The sequence below is a fragment of the Streptomyces sp. NPDC056987 genome, assembly GCF_042673865.1.
In the GTDB taxonomy this organism is placed as follows: domain Bacteria; phylum Actinomycetota; class Actinomycetes; order Streptomycetales; family Streptomycetaceae; genus Streptomyces.
This window is the reverse complement of the sequence record NZ_JBHURV010000026.1, coordinates 1-20,248: the sequence shown is the minus strand read 5'-3', so window position 1 is coordinate 20,248 and position 20,248 is coordinate 1. Positions and strand designations below refer to the sequence as shown.

Here is a 20,248-nt window from a genome sequence, read left to right as displayed (position 1 = left end):
CCGTGCGCACGAAGGATTTCACCGCGCGGGTGAAGGCCGCGGGCGTCGCCGACGGACTGGCCGAGGGGCAGTTCGTCGCGCTGGTCTCGGTGTTCAACAACGAGGACAGCATGGGGGACGTCGTCCGCCCGGGCGCGTTCACCGAGACCCTCACCGAATGGGCCGCCGCCGGCGACCCGATCCCGGTGATCTGGGCCCACAAGTGGGGCGACCCGTTCGCCCACGTCGGCACCGTCGTCAAGGCGACCGAAACCCTTGAGGGGCTGGAGGTCCTCGGGCAGATCGACGACCTCGGCGAGAACGAGACCGCCGACCAGGTCTACCGGCTCCTCAAAGGCCGCAGGGTCAAGCAGTTCTCCTTCGCGTACGACGAGACGGAGTCGGCGTGGGTGAAGGACAGTGAGCACCGGTGGGGCGGCTACTGGGAGCTGCGCAAGCTCAAGCTGCACGAGGTCGGCCCGTGCCTGGTCGGTGCGAATCAGGAGACCGAGCTGATCGCCGCGAAAGCCCGCGGCCTGGCGCGTGGCGCGAAGGCCGGCCGGGTCCTGTCGCAGAAGAACTTCGACACCCTCACCGAGGCGCACACCGCGATCGGTGAGGTCCTGGCGGCGGCCGAGCCGGAGAAGGACCACGGCGCCGCCCCACAGAAGACCACCGGTACGGAGCCCGGCCAGCCGGGTCCGGCGGCCGAGGGCACCCAGCCCTCCGCCCAGCCGGACACCCCGCCCGCCAAGGACGCCGAGCCGGACGACGAACTCCAGGCGCGGATCGCCCGGATCGTCGCCGCCGAACTGGCCAAGACCCAGACCGGCGGCACCACCACCATCAGCACGACCGAAGAGACCACGGACGACCCCCGCGAAGCACCCGCCGAGGATGCCGCCAAGGCCGCCGCCGCCTCACGTCTGCGCACCGAGTTCCAGCTCTTCGAGCTGGAAACCTCGCTCACGGAAATGGGGTAGACCATGGCGAAGTCCATGCAGGAATGGATCGACGAGGCCAAGCACTACGCGCTCCAGGCGCGTGACATCGCCGCCAAGGCCGAGAAGGAGGACCGGGACTTCACCCCGGAGGAGGCTGCCCAGCTCCGCGAGCACATGGGCAAGGCCACCGCGGCGAAGGCCGAGATCGAGAAGCTCAAGGGCAACGAGCAGCTGCGCCAGGCGCTCGCCGACCTCGGCGACGACATCGCCCTCGATGTCCACACCGACGGCGACGGCAACCGGAAGACCGCGAGCGGATTCCACCTGCCCAGCAAGAAGAAGACCCTGGGCGAGCAGTTCCTCGAGAGCGACGAGTACAAGGCGCTGATGGGGCAGGCGCAGGACGGCCGCTTCGGAGCCAAGCAGCGCATCCAGTCGGGGCTGGCCGGATTCAAGTCGCTGGTCACCGGGGTCTCCGACACGAGCGCCGGCGCGTTCGTCGTCCCCGACCAGCTCGGCCTGCAGGTCGGCCTGGACGCTTTCAAGCGGCCGCTGCGACTGCGCGACCTGGTCACCAACGGCACGACCACGTCCGACTCGGTCGAGTACGTCCGCATGACGTCGTTCACCAACAACGCGGCCCCAGTCGCCGAGGCGACGTCGGCGGCGAACCCGACCGCGCCGGGGGGCGCCGGCGCGCTGGTCCCCAACGCGGGCGGCGGCTACAAGCCCGAGTCAGGGCTGACCGCCGAGCGGATCAACACCAACGTCAAGACCATCGCGCACTGGATGCCGATCACCAAGCGCGCCGTGGCCGACGCCGCGCAGGTCCTGACCCTCATCGACGCGTTCCTCCGCTACGGCCTGGAGGAGGAGCTCGAGGACCAGATGGTCCAGGGCAGCGGCACCGGCGAGAACTTCGAGGGCATCGCCACCGTCTCCGGCGTGCAGTCGCAGGCATGGGATTCCGACGAGTTCACCACGCTCCGCAAGGCGCGCACCAAGGTACGCACCGTGGGCCGGTCGATCGCCAACGGCTACCTGCTCAACCCGGTGGACCTGGAGACGCTGGACCTCAAGCAGGACAACGAGGCCCGGTACTACTTCGGCGGCCCCGGCGGTGTCGGCTCCGCGCAGACCCTGTGGGGCCTGCCGGTCATCGAGACCGAGGCCGTCCCCGCCGGCACCGCCTACGTCGGCGACTGGCGCAAGGCGATCCTGTGGGACCGCGAGCAGGCCACGATCCAGATGACCGACAGTCACATGGACTTCTTCATCCGGAACCTGGTCGTGATCCTCGCCGAAATGCGCGCCGCGTTCGGTGTGATCCAGCCCAACGCGTTCGTCGAAATCGACCTGGCCGCCTGACCGGAAGGACCCGTCATGCCGTACCTGCACCCGGTCGCGGGCCGGGCCCGTGAGGGCAAGCCCGCGGCCGCCGTCACCAACGCCACCGCGGCGACCGCCGCGGCCGCCGCCGGCGCGACACCGACCAAGGCGGAGTACGACGCGCTCCTCGCCGACACCAACGCACTGCGCACCAAGCTCAACGCGCTCCTCGCGTCGCTGCGCGCCGGCGGCGTCATCGCACCGTGACGCTCTTCACCCGCCAGACCGAGACCGGCCGGTGCCCCGCATGCGGCGCAGCACACGCCGCGTGCGGGGGCCCCTCGGACACGGTCCCCGTCGATGCACATCTGGAGGTGGCCACCGTGGGTGGACCGCTGCACAAATACCGGTACAGGTCCCCGGCCTCCGGGGTCGAAACGGTACTCAAGCTGAACGACGCCGACGCCGCGCGGCTCGGCCTCACCGAGGACGACCGGATCCCCGACACCACCGGGCTGCGCGGCGAGCACGGCCCGCAGCTGCTGTCGCTGCCCGACACCCAGGAGCCGGACGCCGGCCCCGGCGACGGCCAGGAGCAGGAGCCCGCTGCCGGAGACGATCCGCAGGCGGCCGCGGCCGAGCCGCCGGCGGACGTGAAGGCGGCACCGCCCGCGCGGAACAAGGCCCGCACCACCGCGGCCACCGCGGCCACCAAGACCGCCGGGCGGCGCAGGAAGCCGGCCGACCCGGACGCGGACCCGGCCGTCGACGCCACGGTCGCGGCAGGGGCCACGCCGGCCGGGGACAACGGAGGGGACGGCGGGACGGGCGGTGGCGACTGACGACTACCTGGCGGACCCCGCCGAACTCGCCGCGTGGGTGGGCAAGCCCGCCTCGGACCCGAAGCTGCTGGCCGCGCTGACCGCCGCCACCCGCAGGTTCCGGGGCGCGGTCGGCCACCGGGTGACCCTCGTCGAAGACGAGACGGTCATCCTGGACGGCAACGGACGCGAGTCCGTACCGCTGCCCGTCTGGCCGACTACCGCCGTCGCGAGCGTCACCCTGAACGGACAGCTCCTCGAGGAGACCACCGCCTACGACTGGTCGGACATGGGCGTGCTGCGCCGCCTGGGCTGCCGCCGGTGGCCGGACCGGCTGCGCTGCCTGACCGTCGTCTACTCCCACGGCTGGGCCGACGTGCCGGAAGACATCGCCGAGGCCGTCATCGACCAGGCCCGCAGCATGTTCGTCGTCACACCCGGCGTCCAGTCCAAAGCCGTCGGCGGGCAGTCCGTCACGTTCGGAGCGCAGGCCGCGATCGGCGTGACCGACCAGTGGCAGAAGGCCGTCGACCGCTACAAGATCCGCACCAGCGGGGATCCCTGATGTGGTTCGACCAGCACGCCATACGCGTGCGGGCGGGCCGGAAGCCGGACCGCGGCAACCCCGACAGCAGCGTCTTGGACTGGTCGCCCGGGGCGGTCGACCGGGCCGAGCTCCCGCCGCTGAACATCCAGCCCCGCGTCCAGACCGAGACGACGGGGGACGAGCGGACCGAGGTCGTCACCGGGTGGCGCATCCAGTCCGACGAGGGCGTCGACCTGGACGTCACCGAACTCGACCGCATCGAGTGGGACGGCAAAACCCTGGAGGTCGACGGGGACGTCGCCCGCTGGCCCGACCCGCTCTCCGGCCACATCCACCACGTCGAACTCAGCGTCAAGCGCGTCACCGGATAAGGGAGGAACTCGTCATGCTGCAGCGTCTGGAGCTGGACCGGCGGGGCATCCGTGAATTCCTCGAGGGCCCCGAGGTACGGCAGATGGTCGACGGCGCGACCGCCGGCATCGCCGCGCGGGTCCGCGCGCGACTCCCGTCCGGCACCCCGGTGACCGTACGGGCGTACACCACCGACCGTGGCGCAGCGTCCATCACCATCGCCGACGTGCGGGGGATGGCGTGGCAGGCCAGGGACGGTGTCCTGACCCGGTCCGCAGGCGAGGCCGGGATCGAAGTCCGGGACTGGCGAGCAGGCTGATGAAGCCGCTCTCCGGGTTCCCGGATGTTCAGGCCGCGGGTGCGGCGGTGCTGCGTGAGGCTCTGGCAGGGCGGCCGGAGCCTCACGCGGCAGGGGCAACCGTCGGCACCCGCGTCCCGCCCGACCGCTCGCCCGAGATGCCGCTCCTGCCCTACGTCCTGGTCCGCAAGGACAGCGACCTCCCGCACCCGTCGATGGCGAACTCCCGGTGCACTCTGCGCTGCACCGTCTGGCACACCGGCGCGGACGAGGCGCACGACCTGGCGATGCTCTGCCAGGGCCTGTGGATCGTCCACTCCGGGCCCGTCATCCGCGGCGTACGGCCCGGGACCGGCCCGCTGCCAGCGGTCGACCCGGGCACCGGCATCGAACTGTCGACATTCACGGTGCTCGCCAACGTCAAGCCCGTACTGCTCTGACCTCGTACTGCTCTGACCCGCCGACCGTCCGCCCGCACGGCGGACGGTCGGCTTACTGCTGATCTATCTGAGAGGAGGGCGCCGTGGCCGGCGACCCGACAAAGGCAAATCTGTGGACCGACGCGGACGTGTACGTCAGCTTCAACCTGGCGGCCGCGCTGCCCACCGACGTCAACGCGCCGTTCGGTCCGGACTGGCAACTCGTCGGTCTCCTCGACGGGGACGAGGGATTCCCCGAGGGCCGCGAGGAGGACACCGACGACAAGTTCGCCTGGGGCGGCATCCTCGTCCGCACCTCCCGCAACCACTTCAAGTTGACCAAGAGCTTCACCGCGCTGGAGGACAACACCACGGTGCGCCGGCTGGTGTGGCCGGGCAGCACCGAGACCCTCATCAAGGTGCCCAAGCCCGAGCGCGTGCTGATCGCGTTCGAGACCCGCGAGGACCAGAAGAAGCGCCGGCTCATCAGCGCCCAGTACGCCGAGTGCAACCTGGACGGGGACCGCGGCGAGAACGAAGTCGACCTCGAGTCGGCGACCATCGGCGCGACGATCTTCCCGACGTCGGACGGAGTGCTCTTCCGCCGGCAGGCGACCCCGGTCCTGGAATCGATCAGTGTGCTCCCCGCGACGCTGTCCATCCCGGCGACGGAGATCGGCGCGCTGGTGGCGACCGCGACGTACGACGACGCGTCGACCGGCGACGTCACCGCCGAGGCGACCTGGTCGTCCTCCGCGCCGACGACGGCCACCGTCGCCGGCGGGTTCGTCACCGGTATCGCGGCTGGCAGCGCCGTTGTCACCGCCTCCTACGGCGGGCAGAGCGACACCTGCGCGGTCACCGTCACCGCATGAGCCGCCGGGGCGCGGAGTTCTGTCGCGGTTCGCCGCGCCCCGGCACCACCCCCACCGAACCGCGCGACCGGAAGGAACCGCGATGCGACTGGAATTCAACGACCAGGACCTCCGCCGCAAGGCGATCGAACTGGGCGTCATCACCGAGGGGCAGGCGCTGCCCCCGGAGCAGCGCTCCCGTGTCGCCGCGGCGCTGATGCAGGACCAGCTGCCCCGCAAGAAGCCGGCGGACGTGCCGGTCGCCGGATCGATCCGGGTCCAGCCCGGCGGCGAGATCGAGATCGACGGCCGCCCATTCCCGTGGGTGGTCCAGGCCGAGTCGATCCAAGTCACCCTCGACCCCTCCGGCTTCGGCACGGTCCGCCTGACCATCCCCACCGAGTCCGTAGAGATCCTCAAGAGCGAGAGCGAGACCACACCATGAGCACCACCCGAACCGCGACCCGTGCCGACGACGAGGTGTTCGACTTCAACCTCAACGCCGTCGAAGCCGAGTCGGAACTCAAGCCGTTCGTCTTCCTGTGGGGATCCAAGACGGAGCCGAACCGACGCATGACCATGCAGCACATGGAAGCGCTGAACGTGTGGCCCCTGATGTCCGCCATCGAGGGCGGCGACATCAGCGCCACCCTGGGCCTCTTCCGTATCGCGCTCGGCGACGACTGGGACGAGTTCCGCAAGACCCCGCTCCCGCAGCACAAGATGCAGGCCCTGTTCAAGGCGTACCAGAAGCACTGCGGCCAGCAGCCGGGGGAATCAGCGGCCTCGTCCGACTCCTGAGGGAGCACGGCGAGGCCGTCCAGGCCGACCTGCGCGAGCACTACGGGATCCGCCTAGGCGACCTGTTCGCGCGGGATCCCACCGGGCGGCGGCTGCTGACCTGGCGGGAGCTCGGCGGATACATCCGCCAGCTCCCCCCGGGCGCGCGCACCCGCCTCGCGACCGGCGACAAGGACGGCCTGTGGGGGCTCGGCGAACACCTCACCGCCCTCGCGATCGACGAGCTGCGCGTCGCGAACTGGCAGCGGTCGAACGAAGGCCTCCAGCGCTCGAAGCGCACCGCGACGCCGACGCCGATCGGCCGGCCCGGCCAGGGCCGCAAGGCGTCCGACAAGAACAGTCCCGAACGCGTCGCCCGCCGTACGGCGGCCAAGCGGCGTGCGGCCGCGCGGCGCAGTGCGATCGCGCGGGGCGAGATCACGTGACGCCTGACATCTGAACAGTGAGACCCGGAGGGGGTGCCCCGTGGCGAACGTGGGTTACGCAACGCTGCAGGTCATCCCCTCGGTCCGTGGGATTGGTGACGAGCTGCGCCGTCAGCTCGTCGCGCCGGCCGGGGACAGTGGCCAGCAGGCGGGCGACGCCGCGGGCGGAGGGTTCTCCGGCACGTTCAAGGGCGCCCTCGCAGCAACGGGTGTCGCCGCGATCGCGGCCGCGCTGGGCGCCGCGTTCATGGACGGGTTCACCACCGCCCTGGAGCAGACCGACACGAAAAACCTCCTGGCGGCGCAGCTCGGTTCGTCCGGGCCGGACGCGAAGCGCCAGGGCGACGCGGTCGGGAAGTTGTTCACGTCCGGGGTGACGGAGAACTTCGAACAGGGCGCCGAGGCCGTGCGGGAGGTCGTGCGCGGCGGGCTCGTTCCGCCGGACGCGACGGTCAAGCAACTCGAGGTCATCGGCACGAAGATGACCGACGTCTCGACCGTGTTCGGCACCGATATGAACCTGCAGTCGCAGGCCGTGTCCGCGATTCTGAAGAACAAGCTCGCGCCGGATGCGACGTCCGCGCTGGACCTGATCACGGTCGGGTTCCAGAAGCTCGGGCCGAACGCCGACGACTTGTTGGAGACGTTTCAGGAGTATCCGGTCCAGCTCAAGAAGCTGGGCCTGGACGCGCAGACGTCGATGGGCCTGTTCCAGCAGGGCATGCAGGGCGGCGCCCGGGACACCGACATCGTCGCCGACGCCCTCAAAGAGTTCGGCATCCGGTCGATCGACATGTCGCAGGGGTCTCAGGACGCCTACAAGGCGCTCGGGCTGAACGCCGAGACGATGTCGCTGCAGATCGCGAAGGGCGGCAAGGGTGCTACGGACGGCTTGCAGACCGTCCTCGACAAGCTCCGCGACATCAAGGACCCGGTGGCGCGGGAGGCCGCCGCCGTCGGCCTGTTCGGTACCCAGGCGGAGGAACTCGGCACGTCCCTGTTCAAGCTGGATCCGGGCAAGGCCAGGAGCACGTTCGGGGACGTCGCCGGGGCCGCCGAGAACCTCGGGGAGACCCTGCGCAGCGGGCCGAGCTACCAGATCAAGGCCTTCACCCGCACGATGAAGCAGGGCCTGGTCGACTTCATCGGCGGCACCGTCCTGCCCGCCCTCTCCAAGTTCGGCGGACTGATCCGTACGGCCGTCGCCCCGCCGCTGAAGGTCGTGCGGGGCGCGGTCACCGCGATGGGCGCAGCGTTCAAGGCCGGCGGGAACGACATCACCTCGTCCGGTCTGGCCGGGGTGTTCGAGCGGATCGGGCTGTCCGCGCGCGTCCTGGTCGACGAGGTCGGCGGCGGCGTCCGCGCGATGTTCGCGGCGTTCAAGGCGGGCGGCGACGACGTCACCTCGTCGGGTTTCGCCGGCGTGATGGAGCGGATCGGCCTCGCTGCGCGGGGCGTGGCGGACCTGGTGCAGGCCCGCCTGGTCCCGGCCCTGGCCGGTGTCTGGTCCGTCATCAGCAGCCGCCTGCTGCCCGCGGTGACCAAGCTGGTCGGCGGCGTCCTGGGCACCGCCGCAGGCCTGTTCGGGCGGATCGCCACCATCCTGATCGGCACCCTGTGGCCCGCGATCATCCGCGTGTACTCCGCGTTCACGGGCGCCCTGCAGCCCATCCTGCGATCCATCGCCGACTTCGTTCAGGGGCGCGTCGTACCCGCCGTCCAGATGATCGGCGCCAAGCTCGGTGAACTCGTCGCGCGGGCGCAGCCGGTGATCTCTGTGGTGACGGGTGTGGTGTCGTGGCTCGGGCAGATGGGCGCGACGATCACCGGGTTCTTGGTGCCCATCCTGGTGCGGCTGATCGGCCCGATCTTCAGCGGGCTGTTCTCGGTGCTCGGCGGTCTGGTCAGTGCACTGACCTGGGTGGTCGGCGCCGTCGTCACCTTCGGGCGAGGCGTGGGGACCGTTCTCTCGGCGGTCGGCACGGCCTTCTCCTGGCTGTACACCACGATTGTTCAGCCCGTCATGTCCGGGATCCGTACGGCGATCACCGTCGCCTGGTCGATCATCCGCCCCGTGCTGGAGGTCGGCGCGGCCGTCATCCGCAAGTCGCTCGGGCTGGCGTTCACGTGGCTGTACAGCAGCGTCGTCAAGCCGGTGTGGAACGGGATCCGGTCGGCGATCAGTACGGCGTGGGCGGCGATCCGTCCCGTCCTGGCGGCCGTGGTCGGCTACGTGCGCGGCACCGTCGGCGCCGGGTTCTCCTGGCTCTACAACACGATCATCAGGCCCGTGTGGAACGGCATCAAGTCCACCATCTCGGGGGTGTGGAACAGCGGTCTGAAGCCGGTGTTCGACCGTCTCAAGTCGACGGTCGGCACGATCGGCGGGTCCTTCCGCACCGCGAAGGAAGCCGTAGCTAAGGCGTGGAACGGGATCCGCGACGCGGCCAAAGGCCCTGTGAACTTCGTTTTGGGGACGATCTGGAACGACGGCCTGCTGCGTGCCTGGAACGCCATCGCCGGGTGGGTGGGGCTCGATGAGCACAAGCTGAAGAAGGTCAAGCTCCTCGCGGCCGGCGGCACCGTGGGCACGGAGCCGGGGATCTACAACCGGCCCACCGCGATCGTCGGCGAGGGCAACCCGAGGCACCCCGAGTACGTGATCCCGACCGACCCGAAGTACCGGGCGCGGGCGCTGGCCCTGCACGCCGCGGCGGGCACCCAGCTCCTCGCGGACGGCGGCGTCATCGGCACCGTCAAGGACTGGGGCTCCAAGGCCATCGACAAGGTCGGCAGCGTGGTCTCCGGCGCGGTCGACTTCCTCAGCGACCCCGGCAAGGCGATGGGGAAGCTGTTCCGGCCGATCCTCGGCAAGCTCGCCGGGATCACCGGCGGGAAGTGGGGCAAGGCCATCGGCCGGATCCCCCACCTGGCCGTCGACGGCATCAAGTCCATGGTCACCAAGCTGATCGGCACCGGGGCCGGCGCCGACATCGGCGGCTCGGGGGTGCAGCGGTGGGCGCCCCTCGTCCTCCAGGCGCTGCGCATGGTCGGACAGCCCGCCTCCCTCCTGCAGACCACCCTGCGCCGCATGAACCAGGAGTCCGGCGGCAACCCCAAGGCGATCAACCTGTGGGACTCCAACGCCAAGGCAGGCATCCCCTCCAAGGGCCTGATGCAGGTCATCGACCCGACTTTCAACGCCTACGCGGGAGCCCTCCGCAGCCGAGGCGTGTGGGACCCGCTCGCCAACCTGTACGCCTCCATGCAGTACGCGCTCGCGCGGTACGGGTCGCTCGCCGCCGCGTACAACCGGCCCGGCGGATACGCCGCCGGCGGCCGGCCTAAGCGCGGCGAGGTCGCGTGGGTCGGCGAGAGGGGCCCTGAACTGATCCGCTTCGGCGGTGGGGACACGGAGGTCTTCGACAACGCCACCTCCATGCGTATGGCCGCCGGTATGGGGCTGCTGCGCGGGTTCGCGACGGGCACCGCCGGCGCCAAGGCCAGGGCTGCCCGCGAGGCCGAAGCACGGCGAGCCGCCGCCGCGCTCAAGCGGTCGCAGGGCAAGGCGCGGAGCGAGCTGCCCGACGACCTGACCGCCTTCCGCAAGAGCCTGACGGGCGGGGCCTCGGACATCGCCAAGGCGGCGGCCGCGCTGACGAAGGACCTCAAAGCGGCGGGCGGCGCCGGCGTCGGGCTGGCCAAGTCGACGGACAAGGTGTCGACCAAGTTGCAGCAGATGGCGGGGCAGCGGGACGCGGTCAACACGAAGATCAAGGAAGCGCGCGCGTACGCCGGCGAGCAGACCAAGGCGGTCAACGACCTGATCGGGCTGTCCCAGTTCGGCGAGGCCGCGTCGGTCAGCGAGCTGCTCGCCGGGATCGCCGGCAAGCAGTCCACCGTCAAGGCGTTCGAGACGGCGATCGGGACCGCGCAGAAGAAGGGAGCGTCGAAGGACGTCATCAGCCAGTTGGCGGCGATGGGCGCGGACAGCAAGCTCGCCGGCCTCGTCGCGGGCGCTTCGGTCAACGACGTGAAGGCGCTCAACTCCCTCGTCGCGCAGGGCGGCAAGCTCGCCGCGGGCTACGGGCGGAACATCGCGGACTTCATGTTCGACGCGGGCAAGGACGGCGCGAAGGGCTTCCTGGCCGGACTGCTCGGCCAGGAGAAGGCCATCCAGGCCGCCATGATCAAGCTGGGCAACAGCGCGATCTCGGCGATCCGCGGCAAGAAGGGCCTCAACGCCCACAGCCCCGCCCGGGCGTTGATCCCGACGGGGCGGGACGCCGGGGCCGGGGTGGTCGTCGGGATGGACTCGACCGCCGCCGACATCGCCGCCGCGGCGGTGCGCATGGCGGACGCCGCCGTCCCCGCCGGGCTGATCGAGCCGTCGATGGCGGCGCCCTCCGGGATGACCGCCGCAGGAAGTCTGCAGGGCGGGCAGCGCGTGCGCCTGGTCGTCCAGGGCCGCGAGTTCGAGGCGTATGTCGAGGAGATCGCCGACGACCGGGCCGGGGTCGCGCTGACCTCGGCCCGGCGCCGCTTCACCTCCAGTAAGAAGGGATAGCCATCGTGCCGATGATCGTGGACCCGTCCGCGCCGGAGGTCACCCCGCCGGCCGTGGTCACCAGCCCGGACGGCTGGCTGCGCGCCACCGTCGACGAGCTGCACGCCGGAGTGGTCCTGTCCGTCAACTACACCGCCGGTACTCCGTTGCCGGGTGTCGCCGGGGTCCGCAAGGTCCGCATCACGCGGAAGGACTCCGGCGCCCCGGTGGCGGTGTCGGTGCGCTCGGCGGACACGGCGTGGGCGGTCGGCGGAGGCGGCTCCGCCTACGATCACGAGGCGCCGCTGGGGATCCCCCTCATCTACACCGCCACCCCGGTGTTCGCTGATGGCACGGCGGGCCCGGCGTCGTCGCTCGCGCTGACCGTGCCCGTCCCGTCGGCGCCCGCCGACGTGTGGATCAAGTCTCTCGACGAGCCCGGGCTGTCGGCCCGGGTCACCGTCCTTACCTGGCCCTCCCTGAAATGGGCCTCCCGTATCAACACCGCCGACGTCGAGGGGTCGCCGTTTCCGGCGGCCGCGCAGGACGTCTACGGGGCGGCGGAGTCGAGCATCACGATCGACGCGGAGGGCGAGCAGATCGCCCTCCTGGAGCGGCTGCTGACCACGCCGGGGGTGCGGCTGATCCAGACCGGGCCGGGCAACCGCCGCCGGGACCAGTACGTCCTGTTCTCCGACCCCGAGCAGACCCTCGACGGCGCCCCGGACGGCTCCCGCACCTACAGCGCGGGCGTGCTGCAGGTCGCGCGGCCGGACACCGCCGGGCAGCCCCTGCGTATCCCCGGCTGGAGCTTCGACATCCTCGCGGAGAGCTTCGAGACGTTCGACGCGGTCACCGCCTCGTACAGCAGCTTCGCCTCCCTCGCCGTGAACGGGGCGCTGTAGTGCTGCCGATCCCGGCGGGCGCGCTGGCGGCGCTGGCGGGCGCGTGCGGACGCCCGTACCGGGCCGAGTGGTCGAACGACGGCGGGCTCACCTGGACGGCGTGCGGGATCGCGGCCGGGTCGGCGAGCATCACCGCGGACCGTACCGCGGAGGTCCGCTACACCGCGGCGGCGACCCTGACCGGCGTCGGCCTCGGCACCGACGGCATCAACCCCATCTCCACCAACGTCCGCCTGTGGCAGGGCATCCAGCCCGCGCGCAGCCGCCCCGTGTGGATCCCCGCCGGCCGCTACACCGTCGACCGGCCCAAGCGAACACGGACCGGAATCACGGTGGAGCTGGGCGGGCTGGAGGACGAGATCCGCGCCGCCGCGTTCCCGACCACGCGGACGATCGGCCCGGACCCGGCGCGCGCCCTGGTGACGGAACTCGTCGGCGAGGCCCTGCCAGGGATCCCCGTCGCGTGGCGGCCGGGTGTCGATCCCGACGTCCAGGTCCCGCAGCTCGTCGCGACGGAGGACCGGTGGGCCGTGCTCAGCTCCGGTCGGGACGAGGCGGGGGCGGCGACGGGGATCGCGGCGGCGCTGGCCGGGGAGATCTGGGCGGACGCCCGCGGCGTCATCACCCTCGGCCCGGTGCCCACCCTGGCGGACCCGGCAGTGTGGCGGATCGGCCGGGGCCCGGGCGGCGTCCTGGTCGAGCCGCAGCCGCAGGCCTCCGCCGACGGCCTCGCCAACCTCTGGGTCGTGACCGGGGACGCGGGGACCGGCGCCCCGGCGATCGGGCCGGTGTACGCGTGGGACGACGACCCGGCCAGCCTCACCTACGCCGGCCCCGACCCGGTCAACGACCCGGGCGCCCCGCAGCGGCTGGGGCTGCTGCGGGTGCGGCTGCGGGTGCAGCGCTACGCGTCCAGCCTGATCACCAGCATCGGCCAGGCCGAAGAGATCGCCCGGGCGAAACTCGCCGACTCGCTGGGGGTGCAGTCCACGCTCTCCCTGACCGCCGTGTGCAACCCCGCCCTCGAGGCCGGTGACGTGATCGAGGCCGAGGCGGAGCTCGGTGTGTGGGAGCGGCACCTGATCGATTCCCTGTCGTACACGCTCGGCGCGGCGTCCATGTCCCTGGCCACCCGCACCACCACCAGGAGGCTCGCATGACGGGTAGTCCGGCCGACGAGTTCGGGGAGGCGCTGGCCCGCGGGTCCGGCCCGCCCGGGATGAGCGTCGTGTCCGCGCAGGTCGTCGACAAGACCGAGAACGGCGTCAACCTCAGGTTCGACGGCGGGCTGCTCCTGGACGTCGCCTGCCGGGACTCCTACCGGGACCGGCGGGCCGGAGACTGGGTCGCCGTCCGCCTCGGCGCCGTCCCCGTGGTGGAAGGCCGGCTCGGACCGGACCCGGCGGACGGCGACGAGAGCCGGATCCGGGAGATCGCCGTCGACGCCGCGCAGGACCTGATCGCCATCAGCGCCTACACCTGGGGCACCGCCGCCCCCGGCGCCGGATACCAGCAGGTCACCACCCTGTGGACGAAGAAGGATGCGAACGGGGTGGGGGTGTTGTACGCGCAGATCGGCGGCGCCGACACCTCACCCACCCCGCCCCCGACCCGCCCACCCAAGACCGTCACCCTCTCGCCGTCCGACGCGGGATCGTGGCGCGGCGGCCGGCCCGACGAGTACGCGCAGAACCCCACCCAGGGCGACTGGACCGGCGGAGGGAACCGGCGCGGCGCATGGTTCTACGGGAGCGCGATCGCCGCCGCCTGCTCCGGGAAAACCGTCGCGAGCATGCGGGTGCAGTTCACGCGGCGCCGCGGCTCCGGCGCCAACGCGTCCCGGCCGATGCACCTGTACCTGCACGGCTACACCAGTGCGCCCTCCGGACAGCTCAACCTCGGCGACGGCCCCGAGGAGCTGCTCTCCCTGTCCGTCGGGGCGACCGGTACCGCGACGCTGCCCGCCGCCTGGCGGACCGCGCTCGCCTCCGGAACCGCCCGCGGACTGGCCATCTACGCCCAGGGCCGCGGCGACTACGCGAGCTTCACCGGCGGCCGCATCACCATCACCTTCTCCGCATAGGGAGCCCTCATGTCCATCGGCTACGCCGAACTGCCCGTGCCCGAGGGCCTGGACGGGCCCGACGTCCCGGCGAAGGTCGCCGACCTGGCGGAGGCCATCGACCCGCACCTGTGGCAGAACGCGATCGACCTCGCAGACCGCAACGCCAAGTACGCGGGCGCGCCCGCGCTGACCGTGGTGCGGGCCCTGGACGGCTCCGTGTGGCTCAAGACGTCCGGCGTGTCCAACACGTGGGCGACGATCTACGAGCCGCTGCCGCCGTGGCGAACCCTGTCCCTGCTGCCCGCCTACCAGCCGGGCACGCTCCTCCCTCAGGTCCGGGTGATCGGCCAGCGGGTCCACACCCGGGGCCGGATCGTCCGCGTCGACGGCGGGCTGATCGTCGGCACCAACGGGGTGCAGGTCGCCACGGTGCCGGACGACGCGGTCCCCGCGCAGGCCTCCGCCGCTGACGCCTACTACTCCCTGACCGGGCCACCGCTGATCGGCGCCGGCCGATACGAGGCCTGGTCGGTCAACGAGACCACCGCCGGCGCGGTCGTGTTCTTCTCCCAGGACGGCGCCCAGGAGGGCGGCACGGTGGGCTGCGTGTGGATCGACATCTCCGGCTCCTACTGGAAGGACTGAGGCACCCCCATGGCGCTCTACACCTACGGCGGGACACCCTCCGACGTCCTCACCACCACCACCGGCGACGTCGTCCCCGACCGCGCCGTGAACATCCGCTCGGCCGGCACCGGCGAGTTGATCACCGCGATCTATGAGGCGGACGGGGTGACCCCCATCGGGACCCTCCGCTCCAACCCGGCGTCCAGCTCCGCGCCGGGGGCGATCCGCACGTTCAAAATCGACGGGATCACGGCGATCGAGTACGAGCACCTGGACGCGGGCGGGCAGCCCGTCCGCTGGTACCAGGCAGCACGCGAGGCCGCGACCGGGGCTCTGGAGCAGATCGAGGGGAAGTTCGACAAGACCGGCGGGACGCTCACCGGCAAGGCGCAGGTGTCGGTCGCCACGGCCGCCACCGTGGCGCTGGCGTCGTTCGTGACGGGGGACACGTTCGACCGGTGGCGGCTGACAGCCGACGGGAAACAGGCATGGGGCCCGGGCAACGCGGCCCGGGACGTCACCCTGGAGCGGACCGGGCCCGGCGTCCTGTCCGTCTCCGGCACCCTGAAAGCGGACCAGATAGACCTGTCGGGGCAGCGTGTCTACAACGCGCTGGCGTACGGCGCCAAGGGCACGGGGGTCGTCGACGACGCTGCCTCCATCCAGGCCGCGCTGGACGCTGCCTACGCGGCCGGCGGCGGCATCGTCCTCCTCCCCGGCGGCTACACCTACGGGGTGGGGACGTTCCTCGTCGTCAAGGCGAAGACCACGGTGTGGGCGTACGGGGCGACCATCCGGTCCATCCACGCCAACAGAGGTGTGCTCCGCAACTTCATGCCGGAGGACAGCTTCACCGCGTTCAACGGGCACTCCCGCATCGCGATCTACGGCGGCATCTGGGACGGCAACGCGTCCAACGGCGCCGGCTCCGGCCTCGTCACCGGCACCACGAACATCGCCTGCTTCATCCACTGCCGGGACATCACCGTCCGCGACGCGGTGTTCCTCGACACCAGCTCGGCGCACGCGCTGGAGTACAACGCGGTCGACGGCGGCCGCGTGCTGAACTGCCGGTTCGAGGGATTCCGCGACAACAGCGGCGACGGGTCACGGCTGAGCAGCGAGGCGATCCAGATCGACATCGCCAAGTCGGGCTCCTCCAGCATCCCCGCCTACGACGGCACCCCCTGCAAGAACATCGTCATCTCCGGCTGCTGGTTCGGCCCCTCGGCCAGGCTGGGGGCTTTCGGCCGGGCGATCGGCTCGCACGCCGACGTCGCCGGCCAGTACTTCGAGAACATCACCGTCCGCGACAACGTGGTCGAAGGGGCCCTGGAGGTGGGGATCCAGGGGTGGTGCTGGCGGCGGGCCGTCATCAGCGGCAACATCATCCGCGGCACCGCCAACAGCGGGATCTACGTGTCCGTGCCGAGCCCCGGCACCGTCTACAGCGCGTACGGCATCACCATCTCCGACAACATCATCGAGGGCGCCCAGGCCGACTCGGGGATCCGCGTCCTCGGCTACGACACGGCCCCGATCACCGACGTGGTCATCAGCGGCAACACGGTCAGGGGCGCGGCCGGGACCACCGCCAACGGGATCCAGGCGCAAGGCACGCCGGGCGCGGTCATCGCCGCGAACACGATCGATGGAGTGCAGTCCACCGGGATCTTCCCGCAGTACTCCGACGGCGTGAGCCTCACCGGCAACACGATCCGGGGCGCGTCCTCGAACGCGGTCAACGTCGCCGGATGCACCGCGGCGTCCGTGACGGACAACGTCATCGACACCACGGGATCCAACCACGGCATCGTCATCGGCGGCGGCACCGACGGCCGCAGCGGCCCCTCCGCGCTCGTCGCCGGGAACCGGGTCCGCGCGGCGGCGAGCGCCGGAATCCGCGTCTCCCAGGCCGGATGCCACATCACCGGCAACAAGGTCATCAAGGGGAGCGGCAGCACCGCCAACGGCGTCTCCCTGACCGGCACCGCAACGGACTGCACCATCACCGACAACGACCTGTCGGGCAACGGGTGGACGACCGCCGCGGCGATCGTCACCTCCACCGCCGCGCCGGTCACCGGGCCCGGCTCCATGACCGCCCTGCCCGGCAACAACTTCGTCGACGTGGACCTGACGCCGCTGCCCGCCCTCGAGGCCGCCATGTCCCCGGCCGGCCGCTACGAGACCACATCCCGCCTCCGCGCCGGCGGCGAGTCCCAGCCCTCCTCCGGCTGGCTCTACCTCGTCCCCATCTGGCTCCCCAAGGGCCTCACCATCGCCAACCTCACGTTCGTGTCCGGGAACACCGCGGCAGCCGCCCTCACGAACCAGTGGTTCACCCTCCACAACTCGGCGCGCGTCGCCCTCGCCCGCACCGCAGACGCCACCAACGCCGCGTGGGCAGCCGCCACCGCCAAGACCCTGGCGATCGCGCAGACCACGACCGGGACAGCGTCCACGTTCACGACGACGTACGCGGGGCTGCACTACCTCGGTGTCATGATCGCCGGAACGACGCCGCCGTCCCTGGCCGGGGAGGGCCGGCTCATCGCCGGGGGCGCCGCCGCGCCCGGCCTCGGCGCGACGAACTCCGGCCAGACCACCCCGCCCACCGTCACCAGTGGCGCGTTCACCGCCGTGGCGTTCAGCGGCGCGGCCATCCTCGCCTACGCCTACACCGGCTGACCCCCACACCCCTCAACACCCCGCGCCACCAGGCCCGGGGTACCTCGTCATGCCCTGGGAGGGCCCCATGTCTCATCCGCAGCCGTCCGTCGGCCGCATCGTCCACTACGTCAGCTACGGCACGCCCGGAGGCGAGTACACCTCGCAATGCCGGGCCGCGATCATCACTGGAGTGCCGCACGGCGCACTGCCCGTTGCGGATTCCGAGCACTCCGAGGAACGGGATTCCAGCGCCGTCGTCCTGGACCTGGCCGTGCTCAACCCCAGCGGGATCTTCTTCAACCGGTGCCCGCAGTCCGAGAGCGACCAGCACGGCGGCACCTGGCACTGGCCGGAGCGTGTCTGATGGCCGCCCCGCTGTCCCCAGCCGCGTTCCTGGCGGCCCTCCGCGCCGAGGGCGTCAAGGTGGTGGAAGTCGGCGACTGGCGTACGCACAACCGCAACCACAAGGGCCTGTGGGGCCCGGTGAACGGCGTGATGGTCCACCACACCGTCACCTCGGGCACCGACCGGTCCGTCGCCATCTGCCGCGACGGGTATGCCGGCCTGTCGGGGCCGCTGTGCCACGGCGTCATCGACAAGACCGGCGTGGTCCATCTCGTCGGCTACGGCCGGACGAACCACGCCGGGGGCGGCGACCCGAAGGTTCTGGCGCGGGTGATCGCGGAGGACTACGGCGACCGCCCGCCCACGCCGACCCGGGGCAACTCCGGGGGCCAGGACGGCAATGCCCGCTTCTATGGCTTCGAGTGCGTCAACCTCGGCGACGGGAAGGACCCGTGGCCCGCGGCCCAGCTCGACGCGATCGAGAAGGCCTCGGCCGCGATCTGCCGTGTCCACGGCTGGAGCGCGCACAGCGTCATCGGCCACCTGGAATGGTCGAGGGACAAGATCGACCCCAAGGGGTTCGGCATGGACTCGATGCGCGGGCGGATCGCCACCCGGCTCGGCACGCCCCCTGCGCCGAAACCGCCGGCACCCAAACCGCCGTCGTCGTACGAGCCGTTCCCCGGCGCCGCCTTCTTCGCGGCCGGCCGGCGCAGCGCCATCGTCACGGCGATGGGCCGGCGGCTGGTGGCGGAGGGATGCGGCCGGTACAAGGTCGGGCCCGGGCCCGCCTGGTCCGAGGCCGACCGTGCCTCGTACGCGGCGTGGCAGCGCAAGCTCGGCTACTCCGGCGCGGCCGCCGACGGTATCCCCGGCAAGACGAGCTGGGACCGGCTCAAAGTGCCCAACGTCTGAGAGGAGTTGCTGTGTCCGTAGACCCGGGCGTCGACCCGACGCTCGCTCACCGCCTGCCGGACCCGAAGACGCAGGAAGTGATCAGCGCCCTGCTCGCTGCCCGCGCGAAGAACCGCCCCGTGCTCCCGGCCACGTTCCGGGGACCCAACTGGAAGAAGGAATCATGAGGATCAGCAGCGCCGCCAAGGCGATCGTCGCCGGTCTCGCCGCCGGTGCGACCGCCGCGGCCACGGCCGTCCAGGACGGCATGTTCACGACCGGGGAGGTGGTCACCACCGTGCTCGCCGTCCTCGGCGCCCTGGGCATCACCTACGCCGTGCCCAACCGTCAGCCCGGCCCGGTCACCCCCGACCGGGGAATCTGACCTGACCGCATAGTGCGCTGGAGGACCGTGTGGATGCTGCGATGCTCACCGCGCTGGGTGCACTGCTGGCCTCGCCGGTGGCAGCCGCAGCAGCCATCTACGGATCCCGGGGCGCGACCCGTGCGTCCCGGGAGGGCACAGTGTTGACCGGATACGACAGCCTCACCGCACGGCTCATAGCCGAGCGGGACAAGGCCGAGGCCGACCAGGCCGCCGCCGAGGCACGCGAGACCGCGCTGCGGGCACAGCTGGAATCACGCGAGGCCGCGCTGAAAGCGGAGATCGCCAGGCTGCGGCTGCTGGTGACCTCCCTGGGAGGGACGCCGTGACCCGCACACAGCGCATCCTCTACCAGCGGCGATACCTCCTGTGGATCACAGCCGCGCTCCTCGCCCTCGGCGGCGGCCTCGCCGTCGCGTTCCTCCAGATCGGCCGCGCCGAGGCCCGCGCCGGCGACCTCGCAACGGAAGCAGACCGCCGCGGCGACGCGGTCAGCACTCTCGCCGGAGACGTCCGCACCCTCCGGGCACAGATCCGCGCCCGCGGGGAAACCCCGGCCGCGCCGGACCCCGCGCAGGCCATCGACGACCTGCCCGCGCGGGCCGAGGTCCCCGTCCCGATCCCCGGTCCCCCGGGGCCGGCCGGAAAGGACGGGGAAAACGGCCGGGACGGCAAGGACGGAGCGGCAGCCTCGCCCGTCCCCGGCCCGTCCGGCGCGGAAGGCCGGCCAGGTGCCGACTCAGCCGTCCCCGGCCCGGCCGGAGCCGCCGGGCCCGCTGGCCCACCCGGGCCGGCCGGGAAGGACGGCGTGGGCAAGGACGGGAAGGACGGCCGCGACGGCAAGGACGGCGAGCCCGGCCAGACCTGTCCCGTCGGGTACAGCCTCCAGCCGCCCCCAGCCGACCCCGACGCCCTCGTCTGCCGACGCGACGGCACCACCCCCCAGACGCCAGCACCGCAGACCCCCACCGTGCTCGGGTTACCCGCAGAACGCCGCCGCCCCTGACCACAAGCGCCCCTCCGTCCGCCCCGTTCTGGGG

23 protein-coding genes are annotated in these 20,248 nt (G+C 71.7%); all 23 read left to right on the top strand.

Annotation, left to right across the window (positions count from 1 at the left end; translation table 11 throughout):
• Nucleotides 1-2 precede the first annotated feature (2 nt).
• The 23 genes from ACFTZC_RS26795 (at nucleotide 3) to ACFTZC_RS26685 (ending at nucleotide 20,214) form a co-directional block, all read left to right on the top strand.
• Nucleotides 3-962, top strand: coding sequence for an HK97 family phage prohead protease (locus ACFTZC_RS26795; RefSeq protein ID WP_382893912.1), 960 nt, complete (start codon nucleotides 3-5; stop codon nucleotides 960-962).
• A gap of 3 nt (nucleotides 963-965) precedes the next feature.
• Entirely contained in the window at nucleotides 966-2,291 is a 1,326-nt protein-coding gene (locus ACFTZC_RS26790; protein WP_382893910.1) for a phage major capsid protein, read from the top strand.
• A gap of 15 nt (nucleotides 2,292-2,306) precedes the next feature.
• The gene (locus ACFTZC_RS26785) at nucleotides 2,307-2,519 is read left to right on the top strand and encodes a hypothetical protein (RefSeq protein ID WP_382893908.1); all 213 of its coding nucleotides are present in this window, start codon (nucleotides 2,307-2,309) and stop codon (nucleotides 2,517-2,519) included.
• 116 nt (nucleotides 2,520-2,635) lie between these two features.
• Complete coding sequence (locus ACFTZC_RS26780) at nucleotides 2,636-3,094, top strand: hypothetical protein (protein ID WP_382893906.1); 459 nt, start codon at nucleotides 2,636-2,638, stop codon at nucleotides 3,092-3,094.
• Entirely contained in the window at nucleotides 3,084-3,638 is a 555-nt protein-coding gene (locus tag ACFTZC_RS26775; RefSeq protein ID WP_382893904.1) for a mobile element protein, read from the top strand. Before ACFTZC_RS26780 ends, ACFTZC_RS26775 begins: the two co-directional genes overlap by 11 nt.
• On the top strand, nucleotides 3,638-3,991 hold the full coding sequence (locus ACFTZC_RS26770; RefSeq protein ID WP_382893902.1) for a hypothetical protein: 354 nt from the start codon (nucleotides 3,638-3,640) through the stop codon (nucleotides 3,989-3,991). Before ACFTZC_RS26775 ends, ACFTZC_RS26770 begins: the two co-directional genes overlap by 1 nt.
• A 14-nt stretch (nucleotides 3,992-4,005) precedes the next feature.
• Nucleotides 4,006-4,290 (top strand): hypothetical protein, encoded by a 285-nt coding sequence (locus tag ACFTZC_RS26765; protein ID WP_382893900.1) that lies wholly within the window; start codon nucleotides 4,006-4,008, stop codon nucleotides 4,288-4,290.
• Nucleotides 4,290-4,709, top strand: coding sequence for a hypothetical protein (locus ACFTZC_RS26760; RefSeq protein WP_382893898.1), 420 nt, complete (start codon nucleotides 4,290-4,292; stop codon nucleotides 4,707-4,709). The genes ACFTZC_RS26765 and ACFTZC_RS26760 overlap by 1 nt, the downstream gene beginning before the upstream one ends.
• 83 nt (nucleotides 4,710-4,792) lie before the next feature.
• Nucleotides 4,793-5,563 carry a hypothetical protein gene (locus ACFTZC_RS26755; protein ID WP_382893896.1) on the top strand — a complete coding sequence of 257 codons (771 nt, stop codon included), beginning with the start codon at nucleotides 4,793-4,795 and terminating at the stop codon, nucleotides 5,561-5,563.
• A gap of 82 nt (nucleotides 5,564-5,645) precedes the next feature.
• On the top strand, nucleotides 5,646-5,987 hold the full coding sequence (locus ACFTZC_RS26750; protein ID WP_382893895.1) for a hypothetical protein: 342 nt from the start codon (nucleotides 5,646-5,648) through the stop codon (nucleotides 5,985-5,987).
• Nucleotides 5,984-6,343: a hypothetical protein gene (locus tag ACFTZC_RS26745; RefSeq protein WP_382893893.1), complete on the top strand. Its 360-nt coding sequence runs from the start codon at nucleotides 5,984-5,986 to the stop codon at nucleotides 6,341-6,343. Before ACFTZC_RS26750 ends, ACFTZC_RS26745 begins: the two co-directional genes overlap by 4 nt.
• 465 nt (nucleotides 6,344-6,808) lie before the next feature.
• On the top strand, nucleotides 6,809-11,335 hold the full coding sequence (locus ACFTZC_RS26740; protein WP_382893891.1) for a phage tail tape measure protein: 4,527 nt from the start codon (nucleotides 6,809-6,811) through the stop codon (nucleotides 11,333-11,335).
• Between the two features lie 11 nt (nucleotides 11,336-11,346).
• On the top strand, nucleotides 11,347-12,219 hold the full coding sequence (locus ACFTZC_RS26735; protein ID WP_382894154.1) for a hypothetical protein: 873 nt from the start codon (nucleotides 11,347-11,349) through the stop codon (nucleotides 12,217-12,219).
• On the top strand, nucleotides 12,219-13,379 hold the full coding sequence (locus ACFTZC_RS26730) for a phage tail protein (RefSeq protein ID WP_382893889.1): 1,161 nt from the start codon (nucleotides 12,219-12,221) through the stop codon (nucleotides 13,377-13,379). The genes ACFTZC_RS26735 and ACFTZC_RS26730 overlap by 1 nt, the downstream gene beginning before the upstream one ends.
• Nucleotides 13,376-14,302, top strand: a complete 927-nt coding sequence (locus ACFTZC_RS26725) for a hypothetical protein (protein ID WP_382893887.1) — start codon at nucleotides 13,376-13,378, stop codon at nucleotides 14,300-14,302. The genes ACFTZC_RS26730 and ACFTZC_RS26725 overlap by 4 nt, the downstream gene beginning before the upstream one ends.
• Nucleotides 14,303-14,311: 9 nt before the next feature.
• On the top strand, nucleotides 14,312-14,929 hold the full coding sequence (locus ACFTZC_RS26720; RefSeq protein ID WP_382893885.1) for a hypothetical protein: 618 nt from the start codon (nucleotides 14,312-14,314) through the stop codon (nucleotides 14,927-14,929).
• 9 nt (nucleotides 14,930-14,938) lie between these two features.
• Nucleotides 14,939-17,602 carry a right-handed parallel beta-helix repeat-containing protein gene (locus tag ACFTZC_RS26715; protein WP_382893884.1) on the top strand — a complete coding sequence of 888 codons (2,664 nt, stop codon included), beginning with the start codon at nucleotides 14,939-14,941 and terminating at the stop codon, nucleotides 17,600-17,602.
• Between the two features lie 67 nt (nucleotides 17,603-17,669).
• Nucleotides 17,670-17,948, top strand: coding sequence for a hypothetical protein (locus ACFTZC_RS26710; protein ID WP_382893882.1), 279 nt, complete (start codon nucleotides 17,670-17,672; stop codon nucleotides 17,946-17,948).
• Nucleotides 17,948-18,844 carry a peptidoglycan-binding protein gene (locus ACFTZC_RS26705; protein ID WP_382893880.1) on the top strand — a complete coding sequence of 299 codons (897 nt, stop codon included), beginning with the start codon at nucleotides 17,948-17,950 and terminating at the stop codon, nucleotides 18,842-18,844. Before ACFTZC_RS26710 ends, ACFTZC_RS26705 begins: the two co-directional genes overlap by 1 nt.
• A gap of 11 nt (nucleotides 18,845-18,855) precedes the next feature.
• On the top strand, nucleotides 18,856-19,011 hold the full coding sequence (locus tag ACFTZC_RS26700; protein ID WP_382893878.1) for a hypothetical protein: 156 nt from the start codon (nucleotides 18,856-18,858) through the stop codon (nucleotides 19,009-19,011).
• The gene (locus ACFTZC_RS26695; RefSeq protein ID WP_382893877.1) at nucleotides 19,008-19,208 is read left to right on the top strand and encodes a hypothetical protein; all 201 of its coding nucleotides are present in this window, start codon (nucleotides 19,008-19,010) and stop codon (nucleotides 19,206-19,208) included. The genes ACFTZC_RS26700 and ACFTZC_RS26695 overlap by 4 nt, the downstream gene beginning before the upstream one ends.
• A 29-nt stretch (nucleotides 19,209-19,237) precedes the next feature.
• Nucleotides 19,238-19,537 carry a hypothetical protein gene (locus tag ACFTZC_RS26690; RefSeq protein WP_382893875.1) on the top strand — a complete coding sequence of 100 codons (300 nt, stop codon included), beginning with the start codon at nucleotides 19,238-19,240 and terminating at the stop codon, nucleotides 19,535-19,537.
• On the top strand, nucleotides 19,534-20,214 hold the full coding sequence (locus ACFTZC_RS26685; protein ID WP_382893874.1) for a collagen-like protein: 681 nt from the start codon (nucleotides 19,534-19,536) through the stop codon (nucleotides 20,212-20,214). Before ACFTZC_RS26690 ends, ACFTZC_RS26685 begins: the two co-directional genes overlap by 4 nt.
• Nucleotides 20,215-20,248 lie beyond the last annotated feature (34 nt).

What these genes read in the sequence shown, in the direction of transcription:
- ACFTZC_RS26790 (WP_382893910.1), top strand. Translation starts at nt 966, where the DNA reads ATGGCGAAGTCCATGCAGGAATGGATCGACGAGGCCAAGCACTACGCG.
- ACFTZC_RS26785 (WP_382893908.1), top strand. Translation starts at nt 2,307, where the DNA reads ATGCCGTACCTGCACCCGGTCGCGGGCCGGGCCCGTGAGGGCAAGCCC.
- ACFTZC_RS26770 (WP_382893902.1), top strand. Translation starts at nt 3,638, where the DNA reads ATGTGGTTCGACCAGCACGCCATACGCGTGCGGGCGGGCCGGAAGCCG.
- ACFTZC_RS26765 (WP_382893900.1), top strand. Translation starts at nt 4,006, where the DNA reads ATGCTGCAGCGTCTGGAGCTGGACCGGCGGGGCATCCGTGAATTCCTC.
- ACFTZC_RS26760 (WP_382893898.1), top strand. Translation starts at nt 4,290, where the DNA reads ATGAAGCCGCTCTCCGGGTTCCCGGATGTTCAGGCCGCGGGTGCGGCG.
- ACFTZC_RS26750 (WP_382893895.1), top strand. Translation starts at nt 5,646, where the DNA reads ATGCGACTGGAATTCAACGACCAGGACCTCCGCCGCAAGGCGATCGAA.
- ACFTZC_RS26745 (WP_382893893.1), top strand. Translation starts at nt 5,984, where the DNA reads ATGAGCACCACCCGAACCGCGACCCGTGCCGACGACGAGGTGTTCGAC.
- ACFTZC_RS26735 (WP_382894154.1), top strand. Translation starts at nt 11,347, where the DNA reads ATGATCGTGGACCCGTCCGCGCCGGAGGTCACCCCGCCGGCCGTGGTC.
- ACFTZC_RS26725 (WP_382893887.1), top strand. Translation starts at nt 13,376, where the DNA reads ATGACGGGTAGTCCGGCCGACGAGTTCGGGGAGGCGCTGGCCCGCGGG.
- ACFTZC_RS26720 (WP_382893885.1), top strand. Translation starts at nt 14,312, where the DNA reads ATGTCCATCGGCTACGCCGAACTGCCCGTGCCCGAGGGCCTGGACGGG.
- ACFTZC_RS26715 (WP_382893884.1), top strand. Translation starts at nt 14,939, where the DNA reads ATGGCGCTCTACACCTACGGCGGGACACCCTCCGACGTCCTCACCACC.
- ACFTZC_RS26710 (WP_382893882.1), top strand. Translation starts at nt 17,670, where the DNA reads ATGTCTCATCCGCAGCCGTCCGTCGGCCGCATCGTCCACTACGTCAGC.
- ACFTZC_RS26705 (WP_382893880.1), top strand. Translation starts at nt 17,948, where the DNA reads ATGGCCGCCCCGCTGTCCCCAGCCGCGTTCCTGGCGGCCCTCCGCGCC.
- ACFTZC_RS26695 (WP_382893877.1), top strand. Translation starts at nt 19,008, where the DNA reads ATGAGGATCAGCAGCGCCGCCAAGGCGATCGTCGCCGGTCTCGCCGCC.